This is a genomic window from Sinorhizobium sp. 22678 (assembly GCF_052044265.1).
Classification (GTDB): domain Bacteria; phylum Pseudomonadota; class Alphaproteobacteria; order Rhizobiales; family Rhizobiaceae; genus Sinorhizobium; species Sinorhizobium meliloti_A.
Window position 1 is genome coordinate 1 of sequence record NZ_JBQEMS010000016.1, and the last position, 25,736, is coordinate 25,736.

Consider the following 25,736-nt stretch of genomic DNA (forward strand, 5'->3'; position numbering starts at 1 on the left):
CTGGTCAGGGTTGCGCAGCCCGGTCGGCGGCGGATGGCTCCAGCTGCAAGATAAACTTTAGCTTTGACATCCCGATCACTCCGCCGCTTTCAGCTGCGCAAGGGCTTGCTGGCGCTTGGCGATGACCACCGGATCCTTGGTAAAATCCGTCTTCCGGCCAGGCTTCGTGCCGCGCTTTTGATAGCCATTGCTCTGGCTGCCGTCGCGAATGCCGAACATATGGTCCGTCTGGCCGGTGCGGCGCGGCCCGCCCTTGCTGCGCTGTTGCTCTCGTCCGGCCTGCATCTCGGCCACCACCGCCAGCATGTCATCAAGGCGCTTGTTCTCAACCACCTCGCAGCGGTGCACCGAGCGCAGCGTGTCGAAGGTTCTGTAGGGCAGGGACGTCCCCTCATGGGTGACCTCGAGGCGACCGTCGGGATAGTCGCAGACAATGACCTTCTTGCCGGCGAGCGCCGTGGCGAGGTCGGTCGGATCGAGGATGAACATCACCTTGTCATAGCGCAGCGTCAGCGACTGCGACAGCTTGCGGATCTCCTTGCGGCACATCGCGCCATCGAGGTTCTCATGCGCGGCAAACGGCCGATGCATGTCCTTCGGATTGCGCGGCGCCTTGCCAAAGCGGCGATTGAAGTCGGCCATGAACTCCGGCGCATAGGCATTCGCCGCCGCGATCGTGTCGATGCCGCGCAGCCGCAGTTCCTTGACGAGGCGATCCTGCAGCGTCTGGTTGGCGCGCTCGACGCGTCCCTTGGCCTGCGGGGTGTTGGCGCAGATGATGTCGATGTTGAGTTCATAAAGGGCTCGCCCGAACTGCGTCAGGCCACTGGTTCTGTCCTTCTTGGAAGCATGGGTGGTGCGGAAGACGCCATGCTTGTCGCTATAGAAGGCGATCGGCTTGCCCCATTGCTGCAGGTAGGCCTTCGTCGCGTGCAGATAGTCGAAGGTGTTCTCCGATCCGGCGAAGCGTAAGTGCAACAGCTTGCCGGTGGCATCGTCGATATAGACGAGCAGGGCGCATTTGGGGCCGCGGCCTTCGAACCACCAATGAAGCGAGCCGTCGATCTGAACGAGTTCGCCGAAACAATCGCGCCGGCCGCGCGGCTGGAAGACCCGCTTCTTGCGCTCGCGTCGCGACACCCAGATGCCGACTTCCATCATCCACTGACGCAGCGTCTCCTTGCTGACGGCAATCCGGTGGCGCTCCAGCAGCTTCTCGGCCGCCAACGTTGGTCCAAAATCCCCGTAATGCTCACGCACCAGATCGAGCACCAGGTTGCGGAAATCCTCGCTATGACGCCGGTTGCTCGGACGGCCGCGCTTCTTCGACACGAGACCGTCGGCGCCGTCCAGGTCATAGGCCTGCAACAGCCGGTGGACCTGACTGCGGCTGAGACGAAGCAACGCGGCCGCCTCGACGACGGTCAGGCTGCCACCGCGAATCCGCTGTATGAGTTCAAGACGATGCAATTCCTTCTGCGACATGGTGATCAAACAAGACATGACGACTCCGAACGCTCATGGTCTCAACCACGCTTCACGTCGCCAGTCTTCCTTCCAAACGTTGACGTTTGACCAGCATCCCGAGAGGCGACGACGTCGCATCTCTAACTGGCTCATATGTCGCGTCTCTAAACTGCCGCTACACTGGCATGTCAGATAATCTATCTTATGGAACACACCGCAGGTTTTGTTTCCGTTGCTTTGCTCAATGACAACAAGATGCTTGGACCTGATTCGCATCTTCACGACGCGATAGCGCGCGCAAGACAAATCTTGACATGCTGAACAGAAGGCTATCCTGGGCCGCTTCTCTCGCTGAACGTACTTCGCTGCCAGCTCGTACCTTTCAGATCCGCACGGCACATTGTACCTTCGGGTCGGTAGCAACGATTCCATAGAACGCCTGTGATTACAGGCGTTTCCAGTCACTCACTCACCCAGTTTCGGAGCCGAAACCGCACTCTTTGGAGCTTTGGTATGGTTAACGGGATCTGCTTGATCCTCGTTCGCCACATCTAGCCATCCGAGAGCTTGAACTCCGAAGTGACCTCCAGCGCGCGGTCCTGGCGCGCTTCGACGCCTTCAGGCTGGCGGTGTGTGAGCAAGGTGCGGTCACGCTCGCGGATCAGTTCGGTTATTTGCGGCTCGTAGGCGGCGAAAATTGCCGTCAGCCAACGGTTCACGAGATAAGACGGCCGCGGCATCTGTACGTCGAAGCGCGGCAAAAGAGCGATCGTGCCTTCCGCCCCGAGCCAGTCATCGCCGACCACCCACTGGTTCACCGTGAAAAGCCGCAAAAGGCGCCCGTGAGCGTCGACCCCCACAGCCGCGAGATGGTGGATCGGCCCTTGCGGTCCTTGCGGTCGCAAGAAGCAGTGGAAATGGCCGTGTTCTTCCGCTCCCTCTTCAGCCGGGTGGCAGTGATAGAACCACTGAGCGCCGCTCGTCGGGTCGAACACATCGCCGGTCGGGTAGTGATCCCAGGCCTTGATTTCAGCCGTGTCGCGAAAGGTCTCGCTGAGCACGTTGAGACCGCCCTTGGCGAGCAAGGTTTCGCAGTAGGCGATCTCGCGGCGCGCGAGTTCTAAGGCTTGCTCAGCCATTTTCCCGGTCCGGTAAGGGAATGGGCGGCGGAGGCGGCGGAAGCTTCTTGCTCTCGGCCGGGAGGGGAACCGGCGGCGGAGGCGGCGCGAGCTTGGGTGCCGCTGCCGTGCAGGGTGCCCCGGCGGCACAAGGCGCGATGGGCACTGGCGCGGGCGGCGGCGGTGGTGCCGCGAGCGGAGCGCCAGCGGCGCACGGGGCACCTGCGGCACAGGGCGCCGCCCCTCCCGCCGAACCGGAGGCCGCTGCCGGCTGGGCGCGCGGAACGGGATGACTGTGGTGATCGACGGCCACAGCGGCGGTCGCTGCCGCCAGCGCTGCACCGAAAAGAAGCGTGTTCCTTGTCGTCATTTCTTCTTGAACCCGTCGAGACCGAAAAGCGGACGCATCCAGACGCCGACGAACGAGCCGACAAAGGCAGTCGCAAACCACAGCCAGCCATGCACGCTGCCCGAAGCGATGCCTGAGAACAACGCGCCTATATTGCAGCCGAAGGAAAGCCGTGCGCCATAGCCCATCAACAGACCGCCGACGACGGCCGCGAGCATGGAGCCAAACGGAATTTTTGCCTTCGGCGCGAATTTTCCGGCAAGACTCGCGGCGGCTGCCGAGCCAAGAACGATACCGAAATTCATCACCGATGTAACGTCGGCGAGCACGCTTGCATTGAGCGCCGCTTGCGGCCCCGGCCAGTTCCAGAACTCCCACGTCGCGACCGGTACGCCGACCGCCTGCGCCGCCTTGGCGCCCCACAGGCCGAAGCCGAACGTGACCGACCAGGGATGGCCGGCAAGCAGCAGCGTGGCGACATTGAGCAAAGCCATGAGCAGCCCTGCCCCCACCAGAGGCCATGGACCGTAAAGCAGCCAGGCCCAACCCGCACGCGACGGTTCCGGCTCCCTTTCGATATTGCCATGCGCGCGCCACTCGATCAGCACCGTCGCCAGGGCAATCAGGCCGAGCCCTGCGAGCGTCGCGAGGATGGCAGTGCCGGTCCCGAGTTGCCGGCCGAGATCGACCGTGCCGAAGGATGGAAGGGTCAGCCACCACGGAAGATGCGCCGAGCCGATGAGCGCGCCGACGATGAAGAAGGCAAGCGTGACGAGCATGCGGGCCGAACCGCCGCCGACCGTGAACAATGTGCCCGAACCGCAGCCGCCGCCAAGCTGCATGCCCAACCCGAACATGGCAGCCCCGACGAGTACCGAGACTCCGACCGGCGCCAGCGCGCCGACGAGCGGCTGGCCACCGAGACTGCCTGCCGAGATCAGCGGGATCATGGCCAATGCCGCCACGCCGATCATCAGCATCTGGGCGCGGATGCCGCGCCCGCGACGTTCGACCACCATCCGGCGCCACCCGCCCGTGAAACCGAAGGAGCCGTGATAAAGGGCGACCCCCAACAGGCCGCCGACGACGAAGAGGGCCGCCTGCCGCAGATCGATCAGCTGCGCGATGACGAGAAAGCCTATCAGCAGTGCGCCGCCGGCTACGAGCGCCGGCCCACGATCGACAATCGCCGGCGGCAAATATCGCGAACGATCAAAGGAAATGTCGGTCATTTCGAATTCCTGCCGCTTGTGCGGCATTGGTCAAATCGCGAATGTCCGCAGCTTGCGGACATTCGCCTGTTCTTCCGCTACCGCGGATCGGTCCCGTTCCGCTGGCGTCAGGTGCCCGACTTGTTCTCGACCGGGCGCGCCGGGTCGGCCGTCCATTCGGCCATCGAGCCGTCATACATAGTGGTGTTCTTGTTGCCTAGCACCTCGGACAGGGCGAACCATGTTACGGATGCCCAGTGCCCCGTGTTGCAGAAGGCGATGTTTTCCTCTTCCGCAGCCAGACCGGCGGCCTCGGTCAGGGCCTTCACAGTTTCGGGTCGGGCGAAAAGCGCGTGGTCCTGACTGTAGAGCTTGGAGTGCTCGATATTGATCGATCCAGGAATAGTGCCGTTGGCGCGCACGACCGGGCTCTTGGACTTGCCCTCGTGCTGCTCGGCCGGCCGGCCATCGATGAGCTTGACGCCGGCCTTAAGCGCGGCAGCGACTTCCTCGGTCGTCGCCAGCAGTTTTTCCTGCGGCTCGGCGTGGAACGTCGCCGGTTCGGGCTTTACTGCCTCGGCGGAACGGGCCCCGCCGGCGGCGTCGTACTGCCGCCACCCGCCGTCGAGGATCGAGACTTCCTCATGGCCGAGATATTTGAACGTCCAATAGACGCGGGTCGCGCCACCAAACTCGGTCGAATCCGTACCCCAGGGCACGATGACGACGTGATCGTCATCGTCGATGCCGAGATCGCCGATCAACTTGGTGATCTGCTCCAGCGGCGGCAGCATGCCGGGGACGCCACCCACCTCGGTACGCCAACCGGCGCTCGCATAGGGGGCGACCACCGCGCCCTGTATATAGGGCTTGTCGCCAAGTTCTGTCTCGGCGACCTTGTCGCGGATGTCGAGGATGACGACGTCCTTATCGCCGGCATGCGCCTTGACCCATTCGGCATCTACGAGTGGACTGATGTCGGCAGCCAGCGCTGAAGAGGCGAGGAAGGACAGCGTGAAGGCTAATGATGCGATGCGCATTTTGTGAGGCTCCCGAATTCATATGTGAACCTCATCTACCCCGCGATGTACATCGAGTCAGGACATGGTTTGGCTGGAGATCCGCCGAACCTTGGAAAATCTTTCTGTACGTTACCAGCGATGCGGTAAGCCGCGTCGAGGACGCCCCGCCCGGGAGCGTCCGCTGCTCCTGCGCAGCTGCATTGTCTCCGGTCGTTTCCTCAGAACTTGTGGCTCAAGCGCAGCGAACCGGCATGACTGTTGTAGGTGTCCGAGAATGAGCCGTTATATTCCACGCGGAGACCAAAGCCGCTATCCGTTGCAAGATCGATGCCCGCGGTTACCCGCCCGACCACGTCTGCCAGCGGCACCTCGCTGTCGAACATGCCGATCCCGGCCGGAGCACCGGCCAGCCGGGCCGAGGTATCCCAGCTGTCGACCGTGCTGAAGCTCACTCCTGCGCCTGCAAACGCCCGCATCACCGTCGTTTCGTTCACCTCGACCCGCGTGCCGACCTCGATAGCCGGGGTTGCGTGGAAGCTCCATTGGCCGGAGTCGTCAACCAGGAGATCGAGCGCGCCGGTTCCCGACTCGAGATAACCGCTGGCATGCGAGTAGATCAGATCGAGATCGACCAGAGGCCGCACATAATAGGGCTCCTGCGCGAAGGTATAGGCGGCGCGTACCCGGGTGCTGAGGTTGTAGATCTCCGGATCGCCCTCGGCCTGGCCGGCGAAGCCCGGAATGCGGATCGTGCGCGTGTTGTCGTACCAACCATAGCTGCCGGCGACGGCGCCCGACAGCAGCCATGGGCCGATCTCATGCTTCAGCGAGGCGCCGGCATAGATGATGTCCCCGTCGGCGTTGACCCGGCCGTCGTCGCCGCGAATGGAACTGCGGTCATAGCCGCCGGCGAAGCCGACGAACCAGTCCGGCGATACCTCCACCTGGGCCCCCGCCCGAAGAGCGTAGGTCGTCGTATCGAAGCCCGACACGCCGCCGCCGGCCTTCTGGTCCAGTGTTTGTGCGCCGGCCTGGCTCCACATGCAACTCGTCTCGACCAGAGCCGAGGTGCCATCGGCAAACATCGGGCAGCTCAATAGCAGGTCGAGACGCTGCTGCGTCATGGCGATGCTGCCGGCCGCGGCCGCGCCCGAAATGCCGGGCGACATGTCGGAGAGAGCAGCCGCGTAGTCGCCGGAATCGTGGTCGGCCAGAGATCCGAGCGTGCCGAAAAGCGTGCCGAAGGAACCGCCGCCGGCGTCCCAAACCTCCTGCAGATGACCGGCGACATTGTTCTGGTCTTCGTTCAGCACGGCACCGGGATCGGTGAAGTGAGCCGAGTCCGCTGAAACCGACAGCTCATTTCCCGCACGGCTGATGGAATAATCGAAGATCGACGACTCGGCGCTCAACGAATGGTCCAGGGCGCCTTCGACAGTGAGGAACGGCAGGCTGATGTCTGGCAGGACGCTGATGGCGTTCACCGTCAACTTGCCGGCGAGCGTGGCGTCGCCGTCGATGATCAGCCGGTCCATACGGAAGCCGGCGAAGTCGGCGGTGATCCCCAGCAGCCCACCTGCGTCCTGCGTGAGGTCGCCTGTGATCCGGGTGCCGTCGATACCGCCGGAACGACCGATCGTGAGGCTGCCATGATTCATTACGTCAGCCTCGTAGATCTCCGCATCCGCCAGCAGGCCGCCTGCCTTGTTGACGACGGAGACCGCCGTGTCGCCGCCCAAGCGGGCCACCCTCGACATTTTGGCCGCGACGGGCAAGGCTCCTTTCACGCTGCCGCTGATGGTACCGGCGTTGTTCACCATCAGGGTGCTGTCTCCGGGCGAGTTTACGCCGGCGGTATATTGAACGGCGACGCCCGAAGCGGCCGAGACGCTGCCTCCGGAGTTGACGGTCAACACGTTGTTTTTACCGGCCGAAACCCAGATGCCGGCACCGGTGTCGCCGGAACCGCCGGTGACAGTACCACTGACGGTCACATCGACCGTGCCGTTGTTGTCCGTTCCTGCATCGCTCTGCGCGAATATGCCGATCGAGTCCTTGCCGGACGCCTGAATAGTCCTGCCGGCAGCGAGGCTGACCGTAACATTGCCGCTCTTGCCGTTCGACGAGAGATTTCCGTTGGAACCGATAAAGGCACTCGTCGCATTGCCGCCGAAGCCGCCGCCGCCCCCGATCGACTGCGCCAGCACGCCGAAGGCGTAGTCGCCGCGCGTGAAGATGCTGCCGTCGGCCGTGACGGCGACGTTGCCACCGTCACCGTAGCTGCCGGGGCTTTTGCCGGTGAAAGAGAGCGGTGCACCAGAGGCGGCGCCGCCAACACCGCCGCCGCCGCCGATCGACTGGGCGACGAGGCCATGGGCGGCTATGCCCCGCGTCGTGATCGAGCTCTGGCTCGTCAGGTCGACCGTGACTGCGCCGCCGTCTATTGTTCCACCGCCCGAGCCGCCCACCACCAGCGAGGCAATGCTGTCGGCCTCGCCAGCGCCCCCGATGCCGCCGCCGCCGCCGATCGACTGGGCGACGAGGCCGAATGCCCGTGCTCCCGAAGTGTTGAGGGTCGTGCCGACGCTGAGATCGACTTCGCCGCCGCTGCCGCCGACACCGCCGCTGCCGCCGACAACGAGATCGATCGTGTGGCTGTGCTCTTTTTCGGCGGCGGTGCTGCTTCCGGCGCCGCCGACGCCGCCGCCGCCGCCGATCGACTGCGCTACGATGCCGTGCGCGTCATCGCCGCTCGTCGAAAGGTTGATCCACCCCTTCGCAGTGACCGTACCGCCGCTGCCGCCGGCACCGCCGCTGCCGCCGAAGCCGCCGCCGACCGTAATCCTGCCTGCCGCCTGGTCGGAACCATCGCCGCCCTGCCCGCCGCCGCCGCCGATCGACTGCAGCAGCACGCCATAGGCGCTGTATCCCGCGGTGCTGATGCTGTTGCCATGATTGTCGTCGAAGGTGACGTCGACCGCACCGCCATTGCCGCCCGCACCGCCACTGCCGCCGACACCGACGGTGATGTTGGCCGTTGCCTGGCTTCCGGACGCGGTGGAGGTGCCGCCCGCACCGCCGCCCCCGCCGATCGACTGGGCGACGATGCCGTCGGCCCAGTCGCCCAGCGTGGCGATGCGACCGGCATGCGTCAGCGTGACCGCGTTGCCGTTTGCGGCCGTACCGCCAGTGCCGCCGTCGTCGATGGTCGCGCCGACACTGACGCCGAAGCAGTAGCCGGATTCACCATCGCCGTCGACGCTGGGGCAATCGCTCTCTCCCTCGTCGTCGAGCGGCTCGGAACCGTCGGAAGTGGCCTGCCCCACCGAGCCGCCCAGCCCGCCGCCACCGCCGATCGACTGCGCCAATACCCCGTCGGCATCGGCGCCAAAAGTAGTGATCTTACCTGCGGTGGTGACGTCGACCGTGCCGGCGGAGCCGCCGCTGCCGCCGGTGCGACCCAGCGAAACGTCGACAGATGCGGAGAAAGCGCCGCTGCCCTCTTCCGATTCTTCGGCTTCCTCGCCGCCGGGCAGACTGGCGCTGGCCGACAGCCCGACGCTGGCGCCCTGCGAAGTCCCGCCGCCACCGCCGATCGACTGGACGAGCACGCCGCGCGAACCGGACCCGCTGGTCTGCAGGCTGGTGCCGCTGTCGAGGGTCACAGTCGCGTTCCCGGCGCCGGCGCCGCCGCTGCCTGATCCGCCGATCCCGACTTTTGCCGTCAGGTTGAAGCCGCTGCCGATCTCCTTGCTGTTGACACTGCCGACGCCGCCATTGCCGCCGCCGCCGCCGATCGACTGCGCCACGATCGCATTGGCATAGTCGCCGACCGTCGCCACCGAGGCGCTGTCATCGAGATCGACCGTGACGGTACCGCCATTGCCGCCGCCGCTGCCCGAGCCTCCGACCGAGACGCCGATGTCGGCGCTGACCGTGTCCACCGTGCCGGCCGTCGCGGCCATTGACGACGCGCTGCCGCCATTGCCGCCGCCGCCGCCGATCGACTGCGCCACGAGGCCATGCGAAGAGGCGCCTTTCGTGGAGACCGCGGTGCTGCCGTCGAGCGTCAGTGACACCGCGGCGGCGTCATGGGACGACCCACCGCTGCCTCCAACCGCCGTGGAGACGCTCATCGCCAGGGAGACATCCTCACCGGTCGGCACCGCCACGGTGAGTGCGTCGGCAATCGAAGAGCCGCCACTGCCGCCGCCGCCGCTGATCGACTGCGCGAGCACGCCGATGGCATCGGTCACGTCGCCGTCGTCCTGTCCGGTCCAGATGGAACTGTCGGTCAGATGCACTGTAACCTTGTCGCTGTACCCGCCGTTGCCACCGGTACCGCCGACGGCGACCGACGCGGTGAAGCCGAGACCTGCGGAATAGGAGCTCGCGGTGCCGCCGGTGCCGCCGCCGCCGCCGATCGATTGCGCCACGATGCCCGCGGCGTGCGAGCCGCCGGTCATCAGGCTGAGGCCCTGGAAGCCGACATCCACGGTATTTGCATAGCCGCCACCGCCACCGCCGCCGCCGATCTGGAAGCTGCCGAACCCGGCATCGCCGCCCGTGGCGTTGCCGCCATTGCCGCCGCCGCCGCCGATCGACTGCGCGAGAATGCCGACCGCTCCGGAACCCCCGGTCGCGATCGTGACGGGCTGCGGCGCTCCGGAACCCGCGGAGCAATCGCTGCTGGGATTCGCATTGGTGACGCAGACCCATCCGCCGCTACCGCCACCCGAGGCACTGCCGCCGACGCCCAGCCCCGGAACCGCAACCGACATATCGATCACATCGCCACCATTGCCGCCGCCGCCGCCGATCGACTGCGCCATGATCGCATGCGCCATTTCTCCCTGCGTGTTGACCGAACCGCCGGACAGCAATATGTTGGCATGAGTACCGTAGCCGCCGGCGCCGCCCGAGCCTCCGACGCCCGCGATGCCTTCAGCACCGCCACCTGAACCGCCGCCGCCGCCGATGGATTGCGCCATGATACCGATCGCCGCGTCGCCGGCGGTGCTGATGGCACCCGAGCTCCGGACCTCGGCAGTACCGCCGTAGTTGGCGGCGCCGCCGGTACCTCCGATAGACAGCACCCCGCCCGCCGTGCCGGCAGCGCCGCCGCCGCCGCTGATCGACTGCGCGATGATGCCGTGCGCGGAATAGCCGGTCGTGGTGATGATTCCGGTATGCTGGACGCTGGCCGTCTCGGCCTTCCCGCCGTCGCCGCCATCGCCACCCAGCTCGAGCGTCAGCCCGTCGGCGATGCCGCCTGTGCCGCCGCTGCCGCCGATCGACTGTACCAGGATGCCATAGGAATGGTCGCCCGAGGTGTCGATCGTCCCGCCAGCATTGTTGATGGTGGCCGTATTGCCATCGCCGCCATTGCCGCCATTGCCGGCACCGCCGCCGAGCACGTCGGTGAAATCGCCGCCCGTGCCGCCGCCGCCGCCGATCGAATGCAGGGTGACCGCAGCCGAAAAGTCCCCTGTCGTCGTGATCTTGGAGCCAGCAGTGACATACGCACCGACACCGCCGGCATTGCCACCGTAGCCGCCGCCGCCGCTCGTTCCGACAAGGGCCGTGTCGTCGCCGCCATTGCCTCCCTGACCGCCGATGCTTCCCCCCAGCAGGCCGTAGGCCTCGAGGCCGTCGGTCTCGATGGAACCGCCATAGACGTTGATCTGAATCTCGCCGACGTCGCCGCCTTTACCGCCGGAGCTGTCCTTCTCGCCGCTGGCGCCGTCGCCGCCTCTACCGCCCTGGGCCAGCCCGACGACGCCGGCGACATAATCGCCTTTTGTCGAAACCGTGACACCCGATTGGACGCTCAGGGTCGAGTTGAACGCAGAGCCGTTCCCGCCACGACCTCCGGTCGTTGACTTGGTGCCGGCGCCGCCATCACCACCCTGGCTGATGGCAACGATGCCGCCGGACAGTTCGTTCGGACCGGAGCCGGTGGCGACCACGGTGATGTCGGAATAGGTGTCGATGCTGAACTGGTCGCCGTCCGCGCCGGCGCCGCCATTGTCGGATGAATCCTGAGAGGCCGTGCCATAGGAGCCTTGGCTGAACGCATAGATGCCACGCACGCTGTCGGCACTGTTCGAGTAGATGTTGATCGCACCGACCGAGGCATTTCCGCCGGTTGATCCGTTGCTGATGCGGATGGCGTCACCTGCCCCACCCGCGCCATTGTCGTGCCCCCCCGCCTGGCCGATGGATTGGGCGGCGAGACCCCAGACATAGTCCAGCCCGTTCAGCGGGTTGGTCGCGCTGCCGAGATTCACCTGCCCGGTGTTGGTGATGCTGATGCTTCCGCCGCTGCCGCCGACTCCCCCGAACTGGTCGCCTGCCGCGCCGCTGTTCTGGTTGCCGCCGGTGCCACCCTTGCTCACGGCATGGAGGCCGGCCATGCCCCTGGCCGTATTGGAGCTGAGCGACTCTACGCTCAGCGCGCCGTAGTTGGTGATCGTCAGCGCGCCTCCGGACCCGCCTGCCCCACCATTGGACTTGTAATTGTCGTTATCCCCGTCCCCCGAGCCGCCGAAGCTCGTCGCGGAAATCAGGCTGCCGATCGAGCCTGGATCCGTCGAGGTGGTCAGAGTTATGGGCCCGTAATTGGTGATCGTCACGGTGCCCCCTGCGCCGGCGCTTCCCTCGTCGACGCCAGCGCCACCCATTGTGTATGTCATGATGACACCGCCGACCGAATCCCAGGGCATGGTGTAAGGGAGACTGGCGCCGGCCGTGTACGAGGCCTGGGTGTCGATCGTTATGTTCGCTCCGGGATCACCGTTCTTCTCATCCTTGTCATCCACACCACTGTCGCCCCAACAGGCCGACCATGTGTATCCATAGTCGACCTGGCCGATCGTCTGGGTTGCACTTCCATTGCAACCCGCATACGCCTCGCCGGCCAGGGCCGCCCCGCCGAGACCGACGGCCAGCACGAACAAAAAGTGCGAGGTGTTCCGCTCGGACGGAAGCGCAGCTTGGAGGCCGGACCCGAATGCTGCGAGCGAAGATTTCGGCCGGGCTTTCCTGCTTCTGGTGGCGTGCTTCATCCGATGTATCCCCCCGAAAAACGGCGCCCGTACAGCGAGACACGGCGGCAAGCCTTGCACCGCCATGTTCAACGTGCGAGTGTGCGACGCACTGAATATGCGACTCTTTATAAGTATTAATGATGCGCCCTCAGCGCATGGACACGCCCTATTCGATGAACCGGTCGATCTACTCGGTGAAGAAACCAATCCTGCCCCGGGGATGACGGCAATTAGGGAATTACAGCTTCGATGGTTGTCATTGCCGAGCCCGATCCTCGTCGCGAGCTGAGTGGAGGCCACATCGCGGATCCGAGCTCCGGGCGGAGCCGGACGACGCGAAAAACCGACAGGTCGGGCACCGTTCTGGTGGGTGCGCTCGGTTCGTTCTGGCGGGCGCAGACGGCCGGCTGGCTCTTCGGCGCGCTGTTTGCCGTCGTCAGCCGTATTCTCGCATTCGAGGACGTGGCGTTCGCGTTTGCATTGACCGCCGTTCTCGAGCCCCTCGGCTTCGCGCTCACCACCCTTGCTTACCGGGTATTTCGCCACCGGATCGGCGGCGTCACGCTGACGGTCGTCGCGGTCGCCCTGGCGCTCTCGATTGCCGGTGGCCTGCTGCAGATGCTGATCGCCAACGGAATAAAGGACATCCTGCAGCCGAACATCGATCCGGACTACGGCGCCAACGGCTCGGTGATCCCGGCGATCTACTATACCCTGATCTTTCTGGGATGGTCTCTTGCCTATCTCTGGATCAAGGCGGATGCCGACGCGAGAAAGCAACGGATCCGGCGCCACCGGGCCCGCGAGGAGGCGCTGCGGGCCGAGCTTCACCAGTTGCGCCTGCAACTCGATTCGCACTTCCTGTTCAACGTGCTGAACACCGTGGCGATGGAGATTCCCGAGGAGCCGGACACGGCGCTCGAGATGATCCACCGGATCACGGCCTATCTGCGCTATTTGCTCGAGAACCAGACGCGTCGCATCTGTCCGCTCTCGGACGAGATCGAAGCAATGCTCGCCTACATCCGTATCCAGGAGCTGCGGTTCGAAGGCCGCCTCGATTTGATGGTCGAGGTGGACCCCGCGGCCCGGTCGATCGCCGTGCCGCATCTCATTCTGCAGCCGCTGGTGGAGAATGCCGTGAAGCACGGACTGCGCTCGTCGGCCAGCCGTTTCGCGGTCGGCATCACCGTGGAGCGTCGAGACGCCGACCTCGTCATCGAGATCAGCAATCCCGGCAGGCTGGAAGCGGGCGAACGTGACCGCCCGGCCATCGGTCTCGCCAACATTCGCCGCCGGCTGGAACTGCACTATCCGCTCGGTCACGCATTGACACTGATCCAGGCCGGCGACAACGTGATCGCGCGACTGATGCTGAGGGGGAATGCATGCTTCGCGTGATGGTTGTCGACGACGAGCCGCCGGCCCGGCGAGGGCTGAAACGTCTGATCCAAGCGCATCCGGATGTCGAAGTCATCGGCGAAGCCGGTTCGCTGGACCAGGCGCAGCAACTGACGCATTCCCTGCGGCCAGATGCGATCTTCCTCGACATCGATCTTGGCGACGACAACGGATTCGGCCTGATCAAGCGGCTCGATCAGGTGCCGGCGATCGTCTTCGTGACCGGACACGGCACCTACGCGCCGCAGGCGTTCGACGTCGCAGCGCTGGATTTCCTGCTGAAGCCCGTGGAGCGGCAACGCCTTGCATTGACCCTGGACCGGCTGCGGCGCTATCGGCGCGCGCACGACCTTGACGGTAAGATCGAGGACACGGCAACAGCGCCGGTAGCCATGCCCGACAGGGCCACGCCCGACAGGAGACGCCTGCACATCAGGATGGCGGGCCAAACGGTCGTCCTGCCGACCGACGGGATCGCCATGCTCGCCGCCGAAGCGGACTTCACGCGCATCGTGATGGCGGATGGGCGGGACTATCTGGTGTGCCGGCTGCTCGGCCAATGCGCCGCAGACCTTCCGACGCCGCCATTCTTCCGCGTCAGCCGCTCCCTGATGATAAATCTGGATCGGGTGGTACGCGTGAGAACGCACGACAAAGGGCGCTCGCTCCTGTCGCTCGGGCGGTCCCTTGCGCCCATCATGCTCGGTCGAGTCGCCACCACGCGCTTGCGGCGTGCGCTCGACGGAGTTCAGCGAGTGAAAACTGTATCTGACGGGAATGACGCTCCCGCTTGACCGATCAGACCGGCGCCGTCGGAGACTGCTGCCGGCCTTCAATAAATCACTGCATTGAGTGTGACGTATACAGGCGAGCCCGCCTCCAGCCGTGTGCTGCCGCGCGCAATCAGCCAGCCGTCCGCACGCTCCAGACGCGCCACGATCCGCCGCGTCGGAGAAGCGGTCGCGCTTGCAGGCGACGGCAAGGAAAATGCTATCGACTTCGATTTTCCGTCGCTTTTGATGCGCGTTTGGGTGGCGCGACGCCGCGTCTCGTCCTGAATGGCAGGGTCGTCGAGATAAATCTCGAGATGACCTTCCGGGATGACCGCGCTACCCTCGAAGGTGACTGCACCGCGGATATCCGTCGATTGCGCGGCGACCGGCCCGGCGACGGCGGCGACGGCGGCAGCTCCGACGGTCAAGAGTACCGTGCGGCGGTCGGTAGGGCGCTTCATCACACACTCTCCCTGGAGCCCCGCGAAACGCGGCGCTGCGGATGGGGCGCCTGAGGCGCCCCGTCCGTGCGTCAGATGATAATGAAGTCGGAGGCCGAAAGCCTCAGATTTGTGCTCAGCTGCGCAAACTGAATGGCTGCAACGTCTCCGCCGCCATCGGCGTCATAGGACAAGGCGCCGCTGTCCGTGTCGTATATGATGCGGTCGTCTGCGTCATGGGCGACACCTCCCGCGCTTCCGTAAAATGCGCCCAGGGCGAGAGTGCCTTCGCCACCCACGCTTTCGAAAACGAGGTTGTCCAGCAGGATCGTGTCGTCGATGACATCGAAGTCCTTGATCCAGTCGACATTGCCGTTCCCAAGCGCCGTCGAGAAGCGGAATGTATCCTCACCCGCGCCGCCGGTGAGCATGTCTGCCGCCAGTCCCCCATCCAGCAGATCGCTGCCTGCGCCGCCGATCAGGGTGTCCGATCCCGCGACGCCCGGCTGGGCCGGAGCCGGAGGGAACTCGACCGACACATTGAGCTCGTATGACGAGCCTGCCGGCACGGCTTCTGCCCAGCCGTCGCCCGGCGCCGTGGGCGACCAGCTGCCTTCCAGTATGTAATAGGTTCCGGTCTCCTGAGCCACGAATACCAGGCTCGAATCCCGGTTGCTGGCAGAGCCCGGATCGCCGCCGCCGTCATCGTTCTGAGCGACGATGTTGCCGGCGCTGTCGAGCAGCCTGACCCAACTGTCATGGACGTTCGGATCGGCGATTCCGTCGATGTCGATCGTAATCACCGTACCGGCCGCCAGATCGATCTTGTAGTATCCGCCCTGGCCGTTGCCGGTGGCGTTGACGGTCGTATGAAGGACGGTGGTCGAGTCGAAGATATCGGGGTCGCTGGTCAGGGAGAAGTTGTCGGAGATGTCGAACGCGGCCGCGATCGAATTGTTCGTCGCGTCCGGTCCGAGTGTCGCGTAGCCGGTTCCCATGCCCGGGCGTGGCGGCGCGTCGCCCTGATAGGCAAAATCGCCGAGCAGGGTGTCGTCGCCGCGGCCGCCGTCGATCGTGTCGTTGCCGCCCTGGCCGGTCAACACGTTGGCCGCACTATTGCCGGTCAGCCGGTCATTGAATCCCGACCCTGCGAGATTCTCGATGGAAACATATGTGTCTCCGCCGGACCTGCCTCCAGTGAGACTGAGCCTGACGCCGCTCGCCGCATCGGCGTAGTCTGCCGTGTCGCTGCCGGCGCCGCCGTCCAATCTGTCGGCGCCGCCGCCGCCGGTCAGCGTGTCGTCGCCAGCACCGCCGGCGAGATCGTTGGCCTGCGCATTGCCGATGAGATGATCGTCAAAGGACGAGCCGACGGCATTTTCGAACCCGACCAGCATATCGTGCCGGATAACCGCGCCTCGCCCAACGATCTGCACCGGCCCATCACCGTCGCCGCCGCTGGCAGTGCCATTGGCAAGATCGATGGTGACGCCGTCAGGGCTACCCGCATAGACGACCGTGTCGATACCGGAACCACCATCCAGATAGTCCTGACCGGCGCCGCCGATGATCGTATCATTGCCGGCCTCGCCATACAGGATGTCGCCATCGTTGCCGCCATCCAGGGTGTCGTTGCCGCCGCCGCCATTGAAGTAATCTCCGCCGCCCTGGCCCCAGAAGTGATTTGCGGCGGATGTGCCGATGAAGCGGTCGATGCGGTCATCGGAACCGATCAGGTTTTCGATGCTGTAGAAAGTGTCGCCCGAGGCGGTGCCGCCGCTGGCGACGTTCGTGGCAAGATTGACGAGCAGCTGAAACGGACTTTCCCTGCTGAAATCGACGGTATCGATCCCCGCGCCGCCCCTGAATATATCGACTCCGTCCTGGCCGCTTAGCGTATCGTCGCCGGCGCCGCCGTCGAGAATGTCATTGCCCTGGCCGCCGAGGATCGTGTCGCTGCCGGCCCCGCCGTAGAGCGTATCGTTGCCGTCATCGCTCTCGGTCTGGTCTTCGAGGTCTTCGACGTCGATCGTATTGTTGATGTCGCGGCTGGCAAGCGAGTCGCGGCCCCCGATAATCAGGTCGTCACCACCCTGACCAAAGATCGTGTCGTCGCCGGCGCCTCCGTCGAGGGTATCGTTTCCGCTGCCGCCGAAAATGATGCTGGTCATCGTGTTGTCGCCGACGCTGGGCGGGGACGCGCCGCCCCCGCCAGGCTGCGTCGTCGACTCGTCGGCATAGATGATGTTTTCGACGTTGGCGATTTTCCTGATTTTCAGGTTCCTGGACAGGAGGATGACGGTGTCGTTGCCGCCGTTGACCTCCTCACGAACGATGTCGTCAAGCGAATCGACGAAGTAAGTATCGTCGCCGCCATTGCCGGCCATGCGGTCGCCACCGCCACGGCCATCGAGCGTGTTGGCGCCGTCATTGCCGATCAGAATGTCGTCGAAACTGCTGCCGATGCCGTTCTCGATGTAATAATCGGTCCCATCCGCGTTGTGGCCGGCGAAGATCGACACGTTGTTGCTGTGACCGTTGACGCTGGAGAACTGACCGGCGCGCAAGTCGAGGATCGTACCCGCGGTCGAGCCGGAGAAGTCGATCGTGTCGGTTCCGCCCGTGTCGTGGATCGCAAAGCCGATGTCATGCTGCATGCCCGAGGAGGTCAACTGATAGCCGTATTGCGTGCTCCCGAAGCCGTAGACGTTGTCCCCCGTGTTGAGCTCGATGTGCTGATAAGTGCGCACTCCGTTCTCGTCCACGGTCGAGAAAAAGCGGCGGATGACCGCCTCGATGTCGGCCATGAGGGGCGTCGAGGCAGACCAGCGGCTGGTTTCCCCGACATCGATCCCGTCGAAATAGGACATCACGCTGTATTGCTGGCGATCATAAGTCCAGGTCGCATTGTTCAGATAGTTGATCTGCACGCCGCCGGGACCGCTGTAATTGTAAAGTCCGGGATGGTTCAGTCCGAATTCATGGCCGAACTCATGGATGAAGGAATCGAAGACATAGCCGCCGATGTCCGTCTTATTCGGTTCCGTGTCGTGGAAACGCTGCCCGATGCTGACATAGCGGTTGCTCGAATAGGCGCTGCCATCGTCCTCCTCGCCGAGCTCGGGGCTGACGACCTCCATCCAGTCCGTCGTGCTGTCGAACGGTGCGTCGTCGACGATCTCGAATTTTAAAGGGGTGACGGACGCCCACATCTGCAACGCGCCGATCGCGGCGGCTTTGTATTCGGGGTGATCGTTGAGCTCGTAAACGTTGATCCTCAGCGTTCCCGCAGCCAGTTCCGGCGTCAGACTGCGGGGCAATGCCCCGAGGTAGTCGAGAAAGGACTCATAGTCCTCGCTCTTGCCATAAGGGTTATCCGGCGTCTGATCGTTGATCCACCAATTGTCGCTGGTCTGGCTAGGGTTCGGCATCTTAAGCTTCCCTCTCTGACGATTGTGCGCATTTACGGCTTTGCCGTTCTGCAGCTGCCAATTTTCCACCCCGCACGCTTGGCGTGCGCCTGCCCGTCAGCCCCACCTGAAATAATGAGATTGGAAACGTCGACTTGTCACCCCCACAAAGCCGGGGGTGACGTCACCTTAGCCGGCGCGGCGGTCAGTGCGGAGCGGTGGCCGCTGCACTCTGCGATACACGCCGCCAGTCCTGTGTGCGGGCAAGAAGAAGCCGCGATACAAACGCATGAAGAAGTTTTGCCGCCACATTGGTGTAGAAGATCATCATGCCCATCGCGGCCGCGGGCGCTATGTCGCCCGCGTCATCCATGTTCAGGATGGCAACAGAGGCGAGCTTGGTGTCCGTGGCATAGAGGAACACGACTGCCGAGACCGTCGTCATGGCGTTGACGAAGAGATAGATCGCGATCTCCAGCACGGCAGGAAGGCAAACGGGCAGTGTGACCCGGAAGAAGAGCTTGTAGAAAGGTATCTTCAGAGAACCCGCCACTGCCTCGAACTCCGGATCCAACTGCTTCAGCGCAGTGAGCGCCGTCAGATGGGCGACGGTGTAAAAATGCGTGACCGTGCACAGCACCAGAATGGTCATCGTGCCGTAGATGCCGTGAAGCGGGTTTGCGGCATTGTTGAAGAAGAAGATATAGGCAAGACCCAGCACCATGCCCGGCACGGCCATCGGGAGCATTGCGAGCATATGAAAGGTCGCCCGGCCGAGCCCGAAGCCCTTGGTCTTTTCGACCATGTAGGCGCCGGTGAACACGATCAGCGAGCCGATCACAGCCGTCATGAGAGCGAGCCGGATCGAATTGTAATAGGCATCCCAGCCGCCGCCATCCATAAGGTCGAAGGCATAGTTGCGCAGCGACGGGCTGAGGTCGTATGGCCAGAATTTCACGACCGCCGCAACCTGGCACATGCCGATCATCCCGAGGACGAAGACCGCGACCAGGGAGCAGAATGCGAAACAAGCCGCATCGAAACCGCGCCGCGGCTTCGGCTCGTAGGGGACGGCGCGCGCGGAAAGCAAAGCCACCTGCCGGCGCTGCGTCATGCGATCGACGACGAAGGCCAGAAAGGCCGGAACGAGCAGGATGACCGACACGACGGCGCCCATTTCGAAATTCTGCTGACCGATCACCTGCTTGTAGATGTCGACGGCCAGCATGCCATATTGCCCGCCGATCACCTTGGGCAGGCCGAAATCGGTTATGACCAGCGTGAAGACCACGAAAGCCGCGGAGATCAGGCCGTATCGGGCACCGGGCACGGTCACCGTCCAGAAGATCCGCCACTTGCTTGCGCGAAGCGACGTCGCCGCCTCGTAGTGACGGGCATCGGCGACCGAGAGAGCCGTCGATATGATCAGAAAGGCGTGCGGCAACGTGAAAAATACCGAGCCCACGACGATTCCGAGCGGGCCATAGATCGAATGGCCGAACAACAGATCCTTAAAGACGCCCTGATTTCCGAACAGGTACACGAGCGCGATGCCCGGCAAGAGAGACGGAACCAGGATCGGGATCGTGACGATGAGCTTGAACAGCCCCTTCCCCGCCATCCGGCTCCTGTTCAGGGCATAGGCGAGCCCGAAGGCGACGGCGAGCGTGACTGCGGTGCTGATCAGCGCCATCGTCACCGAATTCCTGATCGAACGGACGAGCGAAGGTGTTGAAAAATACTCGGCGAAATTGGAAACTCCGATCGAGCGCGAGGGCCGCAGCATTACCCTGCGGAAATTGTTGCTGTCATATTCCTGCCACTCGGTACCGCGCACCAGCTTCGAACCGGCAAGAAAGTGCGCCTCGTCGCTCGTGCCGCGGATGCGATATCTGACCGGGCTGCGGAAGCTGAAATCCGGGAAGAGCTTCGCAGCCTGCAGCCGACCATCGGCGCTGGCCTTGAGCTCGCTTTCCGGGAAGGCGGCGACGGCGGCATTGAGCGCCGCAGCGGTAACGGCATCGCTCCACCCCTGCCCGCTTTGGTCGCTCACTTGGAACTCGAACTGGCGGAGATCGAACGTGTAGGTGGAGAACGATTTCGACAGAATCACGAAGAGCGGTAGTGCAAGAGCGACGACCAGATAGATGCCGACGACGAGCATGACTGCGCGTTTGAGTCTGTCATCGCCGGAAATCTGCTGGCGAACGGCTCGGCCGGGCGGAAGGAAATCGACAGCAAGCGTCATTCGCGTCAGGCCTTTGCAAAAAGGAGCAGGCGTTCCTGCGGGATTTCGACCTGGATGGCGCTGCCGATCTCGATGCTCAGGCGGCGAACCGCGTTTGTCGAGAAATCCGCGACGAGCGCCTTCTCTTTCAGGCGCGGGGCTGAGAGCCGTGTGCGCCAGAACATGCCGAGAAACTCCATATCCTCCACATGGGCGTCGATGAGATTGTCCGCATTGCCGACGGCATCGAGCCCGGTCGCCCGATGGGCGGCGGCTCCGTGCGGGATGATATCGGCTGGACGGACAGCGGCTACGACCGCCGAACCCGGCGGTAACCGATGCTCGGCACAGGCAAATCGCGTGTGACCGATTTCGACTTGCGCGCCCTTTCCGACCGTTGCGGGGAACTGGTTGGTCTCACCGATGAAGTCGGCGACGAAGAGTGTCCTCGGGTGGCGATAGATCTCGGTCGGCGTACCGACCTGTTCGATGCCGCCATGATTCATGACGACGATCCGGTCTGCCATGGAGAGCGCCTCTTCCTGATCGTGCGTAACCATAATCGTGGTGACGCCGAGCTTGCGCTGCAGCTCCTTGATCTCGTGTCTCAGATGCACGCGCACCTTGGCGTCGAGCGCCGACAGGGGCTCGTCGAGAAGCAGCAACCCCGGCGAGATCGCCATGGCGCGGGCAAGTGCCACGCGCTGCTGCTGTCCGCCGGATAGCTGGGCCGGATACTTCCGGCCCTGGCTGCCCAAGCCGACGAGTTCCAGAAGCTCAGCGACGCGTGAGGCGATTTCGTGCCGCGGGCGGCCGATATTTTCGAGCCCGAAGGCGATGTTCTTCTCGATGGTCAGATTCGGGAAGAGCGCATAGGACTGGAAGACGATGCCATAGTCCCGCTGCGCCGGCGGCAGCCTGGAAATATCCTGCCCGCCTTGCCGAATGGTGCCCCGCGACTGGATGTCGAGGCCGGCGATGGCCCTCAGAAGCGTGGTCTTTCCGCAGCCGGAAGGTCCGAGAAAACAGATGAATTCGCCCTCCTTCACCTGAAGGTCGATGTCGCGCAGCGCGACGAAATCGCCATAGGCCTTCCAGAGGCCGCCGATTTCGAGGAATGGCCGTCTTTCGATCTGACGGGTAGCGGAGGCGGGCATGGCCGGCTCCGCGGGGGCTGTTGCATGTTTCATCCGCAAGCTCCTGGGCAATAGGCATTCGATAAGGCTTGACGGGAACGCCCGCGGCTAAGCGCCGAACGTTCCCGTGAGATGCATGCGGATCAGGACTTGGGCTCGGATTTCGCGTCGTAGCGCTTCTGCCATTCCTTCAGAATGCGAGCGCGATTGTTTGCGGCCCACTCGAAGTCGTTCTCGATCATCTTGTCGGCGACGTTGGCGGGAAGATTTTCGATCGGCTTGGCGACGCCGGGATAAGCCACGACGGCATAGCCGACATTGTACATCTCGTTGGCTTCCTTGCTGACCGACCAGTCGACCAGCGTTTTCGCCGCCTCGAGGTTGGCCGTCCCGGCGATGATCGCCGTGGCCTCGGCTTCCCAGCCCGAACCTTCAGAAGGAAAGATGATGTCGATGGGCGCGCCCGACGTCTTGGCCTTGGCACCCGGGAATTCGAAGGAAACGCCGATGACGGTTTCGCCTGATGCCGCCATCTTGCAAGGCTTGGAGCCCGAATGGGTATAGGCGGCGATGTTCTCGTGCAGGGCGTCCATGAAAGACCAGGCTCCCTCTTCGCCGAACGTCTGAAGCCAGGCGGAGACGTCGAGGAAGCCTGTGCCGGAGGAATTGGGATTGGGCATCACGATATGGCCCTTGTATTCCGGCTTCGTGAGATCCTTCCAGCTGGTTGGCGGCGTCAGGCCGAGCTTCTCCGCCTCCACCGTATTGTAACAAAGAGCCGCCACATAGGCGTCCATACCCACCCAGCTCGGCGGCTTGTCACCATCCACGAAACGGGGGTCGAGCGCCTCTACGTTCTTCGGAGAATAGGGTTCGAGCATGCCCTCGGACTTCAGCAGCAGCAGCGATGTCGCAGCCACACCCCAGACCACGTCGGCCTGCGGATTGTCTTTCTCCGCCAGAAGCTTGGCCGTCATCACGCCGGTGGAGTCGCGGACCCAGTTGATCTTGATGTCGGGGTGGGCCTTTTCGAATGTCTCCTTGTAACGGTCGAGGTCGACCGCTTCGATGGACGTGTAGACGGTGAGCTCCGTCTCGGCATAGGCGGAAGATGTGAGGATGAGGGCAGTCGCTGCGCCCAGGAATATCTTTGAAAACGGCATGCTAATTCCCCTTTTTGTTGGCATTCGAATCGGCAAGCTCTTGTGGCGGTATCGGCGACTTGCGCGCCTGGAAATCCGCCCTGCCTGGGAAATCTGCGGGGGATAGATCGATAAGTAAAATCTATTTATTTTATATAAGTATTGTCTCAGCTTATACAGCTTCGCGTGTGCTCTCGAAATGGAAGGAGCGGCCATCGGGCCGCTCCTTCCTCTGCTACCGGGGGGCAGATTTCCTTACGGCCAGGGCAGCGAGAAGGTCTTGACGTTGGTGAAGCTTTTCATCGCCTCGATCACGCCTTCCTTGTAGCCGTTTCCGGAGTCCTTGATGCCGCCGAAGGGCGACATTTCAATCCGATAGCCGGGCACTTCCCAGATGTTGACCGTTCCGACCTTCAGACCGGCTATGTATTTCTGCATCCTGCGGTAATCATTGGTGCAGACGCCGGAGGAGAGGCCGAAGGCCGTGGAATTCGACAGGGCGATCGTCGCCTCGTCGTCGTCGGGAACCCGCACGATCGGTATGATCGGACCGAAGGTCTCCTCCAGCACGAGGTCCGACTGGTGCGGCACCCGATCGACGACGATCGGCGGCAGGAGCGCGCCGCTTCTCCCGGGATGGTAGAGAATGTCGGCTCCCCCCTCCGCCGCACGCATCACCCTCTCTTCGAAAAGTGCCGCCGCCTTTTCGTGAATGACGGTCCCGAGATCGGTAGAGCGGTCCATCGGATCCCCGAAACGCAAGCGCTTCGCCCGTTCGAGAACCATCGGCACGAAACGGTCCGCGACGCTCTCCTGGCAGAGAATGCGTTTGACCGCCGTGCAGCGCTGGCCGGAATTCTTCGTGGCTCCGGCGACCGCAAGCTCGGCCGCCCTGGCGAGGTCGTCGTCGGACAGGTCGTTGAGGATGATCAACGGGTCGTTGCCGCCGAGTTCGAGTACCTGGCGCTTGTAGTGCGCGTTGGCGGCGATCAATTTCCCGACAGGAACGCTGCCCGTGAAGGTGACGAGATCGACATGCGGATTGGTGATCATTTCCATGCCGATATCGGCGGGCCAGCCGGTGACGACGGAAAGCATTTCCGGCGGCAGACCGGCCTCGTAAAGAATGTCGGCGAGCAGCAGCGCCGTCATCGGCGTGAGCTCGGTCGGCTTCACCACCACGCAGTTATTGGTCGCAATCGCCGGCGCGACCTTGTGCGCCACCATGTTCAACGGGTGATTGAACGGGGTGATCGCCGAAATTGCGGTCAGGGGTTCGCGCATCGTAAAAATCTTGCGCGCCTTCCCGTGGGGCGTGAGGTCGCAGGAGAAGATCTCGCCGTCGTCGCGGATGCACATCTGGCCGGCAAGCGTAAAGACGTCGAAGGCGCGCCCGACTTCATAGAGCGAGTCAGCCTTCGAGATGCCGAGTTCCAGCGTGATGACGTCGGAAATCTCCTCCTTGCGGGCGGCCAGCGCCTCGGCGGTCGCCAGCAGGATTTTCTGCCGCTCGTAGCGCGTGAGCTTTGGCTGATAGGCGGCCGCGATCGCAAAGGCTTCTCTTGCGTGTTCGGCGCGGCCGGCGGGTACGGTGCCGACGACGGTGTCGTTCCAGGGATAGCGGACTTCTATGCGGTCGTCCGTGTCGATAAGGCGCCCGGCTATGCGCATCGGTTCGTGGCGCACTGCGATTGTGGCCTCCGCCTTCGTCATAGCGCGCCCTCCGCACCGGCCTCGGCCGCCGCCGTGACCGCGTAGAAAAACGCATCGAAGTTGCGAAGACGCGGCGCGTTCGGGAGTTCGGACAACCCGCGGTTGACGATGAAGGGAACCTCCTGCTCGGTCAGCCCTCCATGGGAGCGCAACGGTTCGTCGAGGGCGGCCAGATCGTGCCGGTGCTCGCTGGTGCCGAGCGTCTTGTTTTCGGATGAAACGAGGACGATGTCGCCGATGCGGTCTTCCGGCAGCTCGAAGCGCCGGCACGCCTCCGAGCGGTCAAGCACGACGTCGATGCCTTGGATCCCTTTCAGCCTTGCCATGATCTCGCCGCGGTCGCATCCGTCCGGAAGATAGGCGGTGGCAAAGGACCCGAGCGCGCCGTGATGCACGACATAGGGGTCGGTGATCGGCAGGATGACGCGGGCCGCATCCTTGCCGAGCCATTCGTCGAGCAGGTCCTGAACATAGATGACGTCGGGTGAGCCGTCCGCCTTGTGCTTCGGCTTCATGCCGTGATCGGCAGTGACGACGATGGCTGCTCCGAGCCCGTCCAGTTCGGCGAGATACCGGTCGAACATTTCGTAGAAGGAATTGGCTTCGGGAACGCCGGGGGCATATTTATGCTGAACATAGTCGGTCGTCGTCAGATACATGATGTCGGGGCGAAACTCCCTGAGCAGCTTGACGCCCGCAGCGAAGACGAATTCCGAAAGTGCTGCCGAATAGACCTCGGGAACGGGCCGGCCCAGCCAGGCGGAAGCATTGTCGATTCCGTGCTCCGCGCGGGTCGCCTTGTCCGATTTTTCGGACGAGAAGCAGACGGCGCGCTCTTCGTCGAAACGGAGCCCTTTTCCGAGCAGCGCCCGCAGCTTGTCCTTCGCCGTGACGACCGCGACCCGGGCACCTGCATCATAGAAGGCCTGGAAAATGGTGGGCGCGCGCAGGAACTTCGGATCGTTCATCATCACCTCTTCGCCCGTCGACGGCTCATAGAGGTAGTTCCCGCAAATCCCGTGGACCGCCGGCGGGCTGCCGGTTGCGATCGAGAGATTGTTGGGATTGGTAAAACTCGGGATGACGCTGTGCGCCAACCGCACGGCTCCCCGTTCCTTGATGCGCTTCAGCGCGGGCATCAGCCCGGCTTCGATCGCTGCATCGAGATAGGCGGGCTCGCATCCGTCGAGGCAGATCGCAATTGCGGGCACGCGGGGCCATGGGTAGCGGCGGCCATTCACCGTCACCGAAATCTTGGACATCTGGTTCATCTGTTGT

At 63.7% G+C, this 25,736-nt stretch carries 14 protein-coding genes; 2 read left to right on the forward strand and 12 right to left on the reverse strand.

What is annotated here, in order from left to right:
• Positions 1-75: 75 nt before the first annotated feature.
• From ACTJKL_RS21825 to ACTJKL_RS21845, 5 genes are all read right to left on the reverse strand, one after another.
• Positions 76-1,503, reverse strand: coding sequence for an ISNCY family transposase (locus tag ACTJKL_RS21825; RefSeq protein WP_440852859.1), 1,428 nt, complete (start codon positions 1,501-1,503; stop codon positions 76-78).
• 515 nt (positions 1,504-2,018) lie between these two features.
• Positions 2,019-2,606, reverse strand: a complete 588-nt coding sequence (locus tag ACTJKL_RS21830; RefSeq protein WP_198516635.1) for a DUF6969 family protein — start codon at positions 2,604-2,606, stop codon at positions 2,019-2,021.
• A gap of 345 nt (positions 2,607-2,951) precedes the next feature.
• Positions 2,952-4,166 (reverse strand): YeeE/YedE family protein, encoded by a 1,215-nt coding sequence (locus ACTJKL_RS21835; protein ID WP_440853768.1) that lies wholly within the window; start codon positions 4,164-4,166, stop codon positions 2,952-2,954.
• Positions 4,167-4,273: 107 nt separating this feature from the next.
• The gene (locus tag ACTJKL_RS21840) at positions 4,274-5,185 is read right to left on the reverse strand and encodes a sulfurtransferase (protein ID WP_100670302.1); all 912 of its coding nucleotides are present in this window, start codon (positions 5,183-5,185) and stop codon (positions 4,274-4,276) included.
• A 200-nt stretch (positions 5,186-5,385) separates the two neighbouring features.
• Positions 5,386-12,234, reverse strand: coding sequence for an autotransporter outer membrane beta-barrel domain-containing protein (locus ACTJKL_RS21845; RefSeq protein WP_440853769.1), 6,849 nt, complete (start codon positions 12,232-12,234; stop codon positions 5,386-5,388).
• 231 nt (positions 12,235-12,465) lie between these two features.
• Between ACTJKL_RS21845 and ACTJKL_RS21850 the strand changes: the two genes are divergently transcribed.
• Both ACTJKL_RS21850 and ACTJKL_RS21855 read left to right on the forward strand, forming a co-directional pair.
• A complete protein-coding gene (locus tag ACTJKL_RS21850; RefSeq protein WP_100670301.1) occupies positions 12,466-13,617 on the forward strand; it encodes a sensor histidine kinase in 1,152 nt (383 codons plus the stop codon).
• Complete coding sequence (locus ACTJKL_RS21855) at positions 13,605-14,411, forward strand: LytR/AlgR family response regulator transcription factor (RefSeq protein ID WP_100670300.1); 807 nt, start codon at positions 13,605-13,607, stop codon at positions 14,409-14,411. The genes ACTJKL_RS21850 and ACTJKL_RS21855 overlap by 13 nt, the downstream gene beginning before the upstream one ends.
• Positions 14,412-14,449: 38 nt before the next feature.
• Here the strand turns inward: ACTJKL_RS21855 and ACTJKL_RS21860 are convergent, their stop codons facing one another.
• The 7 genes from ACTJKL_RS21860 to phnA form a co-directional block, all read right to left on the reverse strand.
• Positions 14,450-14,851 (reverse strand): hypothetical protein, encoded by a 402-nt coding sequence (locus ACTJKL_RS21860; RefSeq protein WP_100670299.1) that lies wholly within the window; start codon positions 14,849-14,851, stop codon positions 14,450-14,452.
• 71 nt (positions 14,852-14,922) lie between these two features.
• The gene (locus ACTJKL_RS21865) at positions 14,923-18,261 is read right to left on the reverse strand and encodes a M10 family metallopeptidase C-terminal domain-containing protein (protein WP_440853770.1); all 3,339 of its coding nucleotides are present in this window, start codon (positions 18,259-18,261) and stop codon (positions 14,923-14,925) included.
• Positions 18,262-18,445: 184 nt separating this feature from the next.
• Positions 18,446-20,488: a putative 2-aminoethylphosphonate ABC transporter permease subunit gene (locus ACTJKL_RS21870; RefSeq protein ID WP_440853771.1), complete on the reverse strand. Its 2,043-nt coding sequence runs from the start codon at positions 20,486-20,488 to the stop codon at positions 18,446-18,448.
• A 5-nt stretch (positions 20,489-20,493) separates the two neighbouring features.
• Positions 20,494-21,657 carry a putative 2-aminoethylphosphonate ABC transporter ATP-binding protein gene (locus ACTJKL_RS21875; RefSeq protein ID WP_440853772.1) on the reverse strand — a complete coding sequence of 388 codons (1,164 nt, stop codon included), beginning with the start codon at positions 21,655-21,657 and terminating at the stop codon, positions 20,494-20,496.
• An 89-nt stretch (positions 21,658-21,746) separates the two neighbouring features.
• The gene (locus tag ACTJKL_RS21880; protein ID WP_100670295.1) at positions 21,747-22,766 is read right to left on the reverse strand and encodes a putative 2-aminoethylphosphonate ABC transporter substrate-binding protein; all 1,020 of its coding nucleotides are present in this window, start codon (positions 22,764-22,766) and stop codon (positions 21,747-21,749) included.
• Between the two features lie 234 nt (positions 22,767-23,000).
• Complete coding sequence (gene phnY, locus ACTJKL_RS21885) at positions 23,001-24,458, reverse strand: phosphonoacetaldehyde dehydrogenase (protein ID WP_440853773.1); 1,458 nt, start codon at positions 24,456-24,458, stop codon at positions 23,001-23,003.
• Positions 24,455-25,729, reverse strand: a complete 1,275-nt coding sequence (gene phnA / locus ACTJKL_RS21890; RefSeq protein WP_440853774.1) for a phosphonoacetate hydrolase — start codon at positions 25,727-25,729, stop codon at positions 24,455-24,457. The genes phnY and phnA overlap by 4 nt, the downstream gene beginning before the upstream one ends.
• Between the last annotated feature and the right edge of the window lie 7 nt (positions 25,730-25,736).

What these genes read in the sequence shown, in the direction of transcription:
- ACTJKL_RS21825 (WP_440852859.1), bottom strand. Translation starts at nt 1,503, where the DNA reads ATGTCTTGTTTGATCACCATGTCGCAGAAGGAATTGCATCGTCTTGAA.
- ACTJKL_RS21875 (WP_440853772.1), bottom strand. Translation starts at nt 21,657, where the DNA reads ATGAAACATGCAACAGCCCCCGCGGAGCCGGCCATGCCCGCCTCCGCT.
- ACTJKL_RS21835 (WP_440853768.1), bottom strand. Translation starts at nt 4,166, where the DNA reads ATGACCGACATTTCCTTTGATCGTTCGCGATATTTGCCGCCGGCGATT.
- ACTJKL_RS21850 (WP_100670301.1), top strand. Translation starts at nt 12,466, where the DNA reads ATGGTTGTCATTGCCGAGCCCGATCCTCGTCGCGAGCTGAGTGGAGGC.
- phnA (WP_440853774.1), bottom strand. Translation starts at nt 25,729, where the DNA reads ATGAACCAGATGTCCAAGATTTCGGTGACGGTGAATGGCCGCCGCTAC.
- ACTJKL_RS21845 (WP_440853769.1), bottom strand. Translation starts at nt 12,234, where the DNA reads ATGAAGCACGCCACCAGAAGCAGGAAAGCCCGGCCGAAATCTTCGCTC.
- ACTJKL_RS21830 (WP_198516635.1), bottom strand. Translation starts at nt 2,606, where the DNA reads ATGGCTGAGCAAGCCTTAGAACTCGCGCGCCGCGAGATCGCCTACTGC.
- ACTJKL_RS21855 (WP_100670300.1), top strand. Translation starts at nt 13,605, where the DNA reads ATGCTTCGCGTGATGGTTGTCGACGACGAGCCGCCGGCCCGGCGAGGG.
- ACTJKL_RS21870 (WP_440853771.1), bottom strand. Translation starts at nt 20,488, where the DNA reads ATGACGCTTGCTGTCGATTTCCTTCCGCCCGGCCGAGCCGTTCGCCAG.
- ACTJKL_RS21860 (WP_100670299.1), bottom strand. Translation starts at nt 14,851, where the DNA reads ATGAAGCGCCCTACCGACCGCCGCACGGTACTCTTGACCGTCGGAGCT.
- ACTJKL_RS21865 (WP_440853770.1), bottom strand. Translation starts at nt 18,261, where the DNA reads ATGCCGAACCCTAGCCAGACCAGCGACAATTGGTGGATCAACGATCAG.
- ACTJKL_RS21880 (WP_100670295.1), bottom strand. Translation starts at nt 22,766, where the DNA reads ATGCCGTTTTCAAAGATATTCCTGGGCGCAGCGACTGCCCTCATCCTC.
- phnY (WP_440853773.1), bottom strand. Translation starts at nt 24,458, where the DNA reads ATGACGAAGGCGGAGGCCACAATCGCAGTGCGCCACGAACCGATGCGC.
- ACTJKL_RS21840 (WP_100670302.1), bottom strand. Translation starts at nt 5,185, where the DNA reads ATGCGCATCGCATCATTAGCCTTCACGCTGTCCTTCCTCGCCTCTTCA.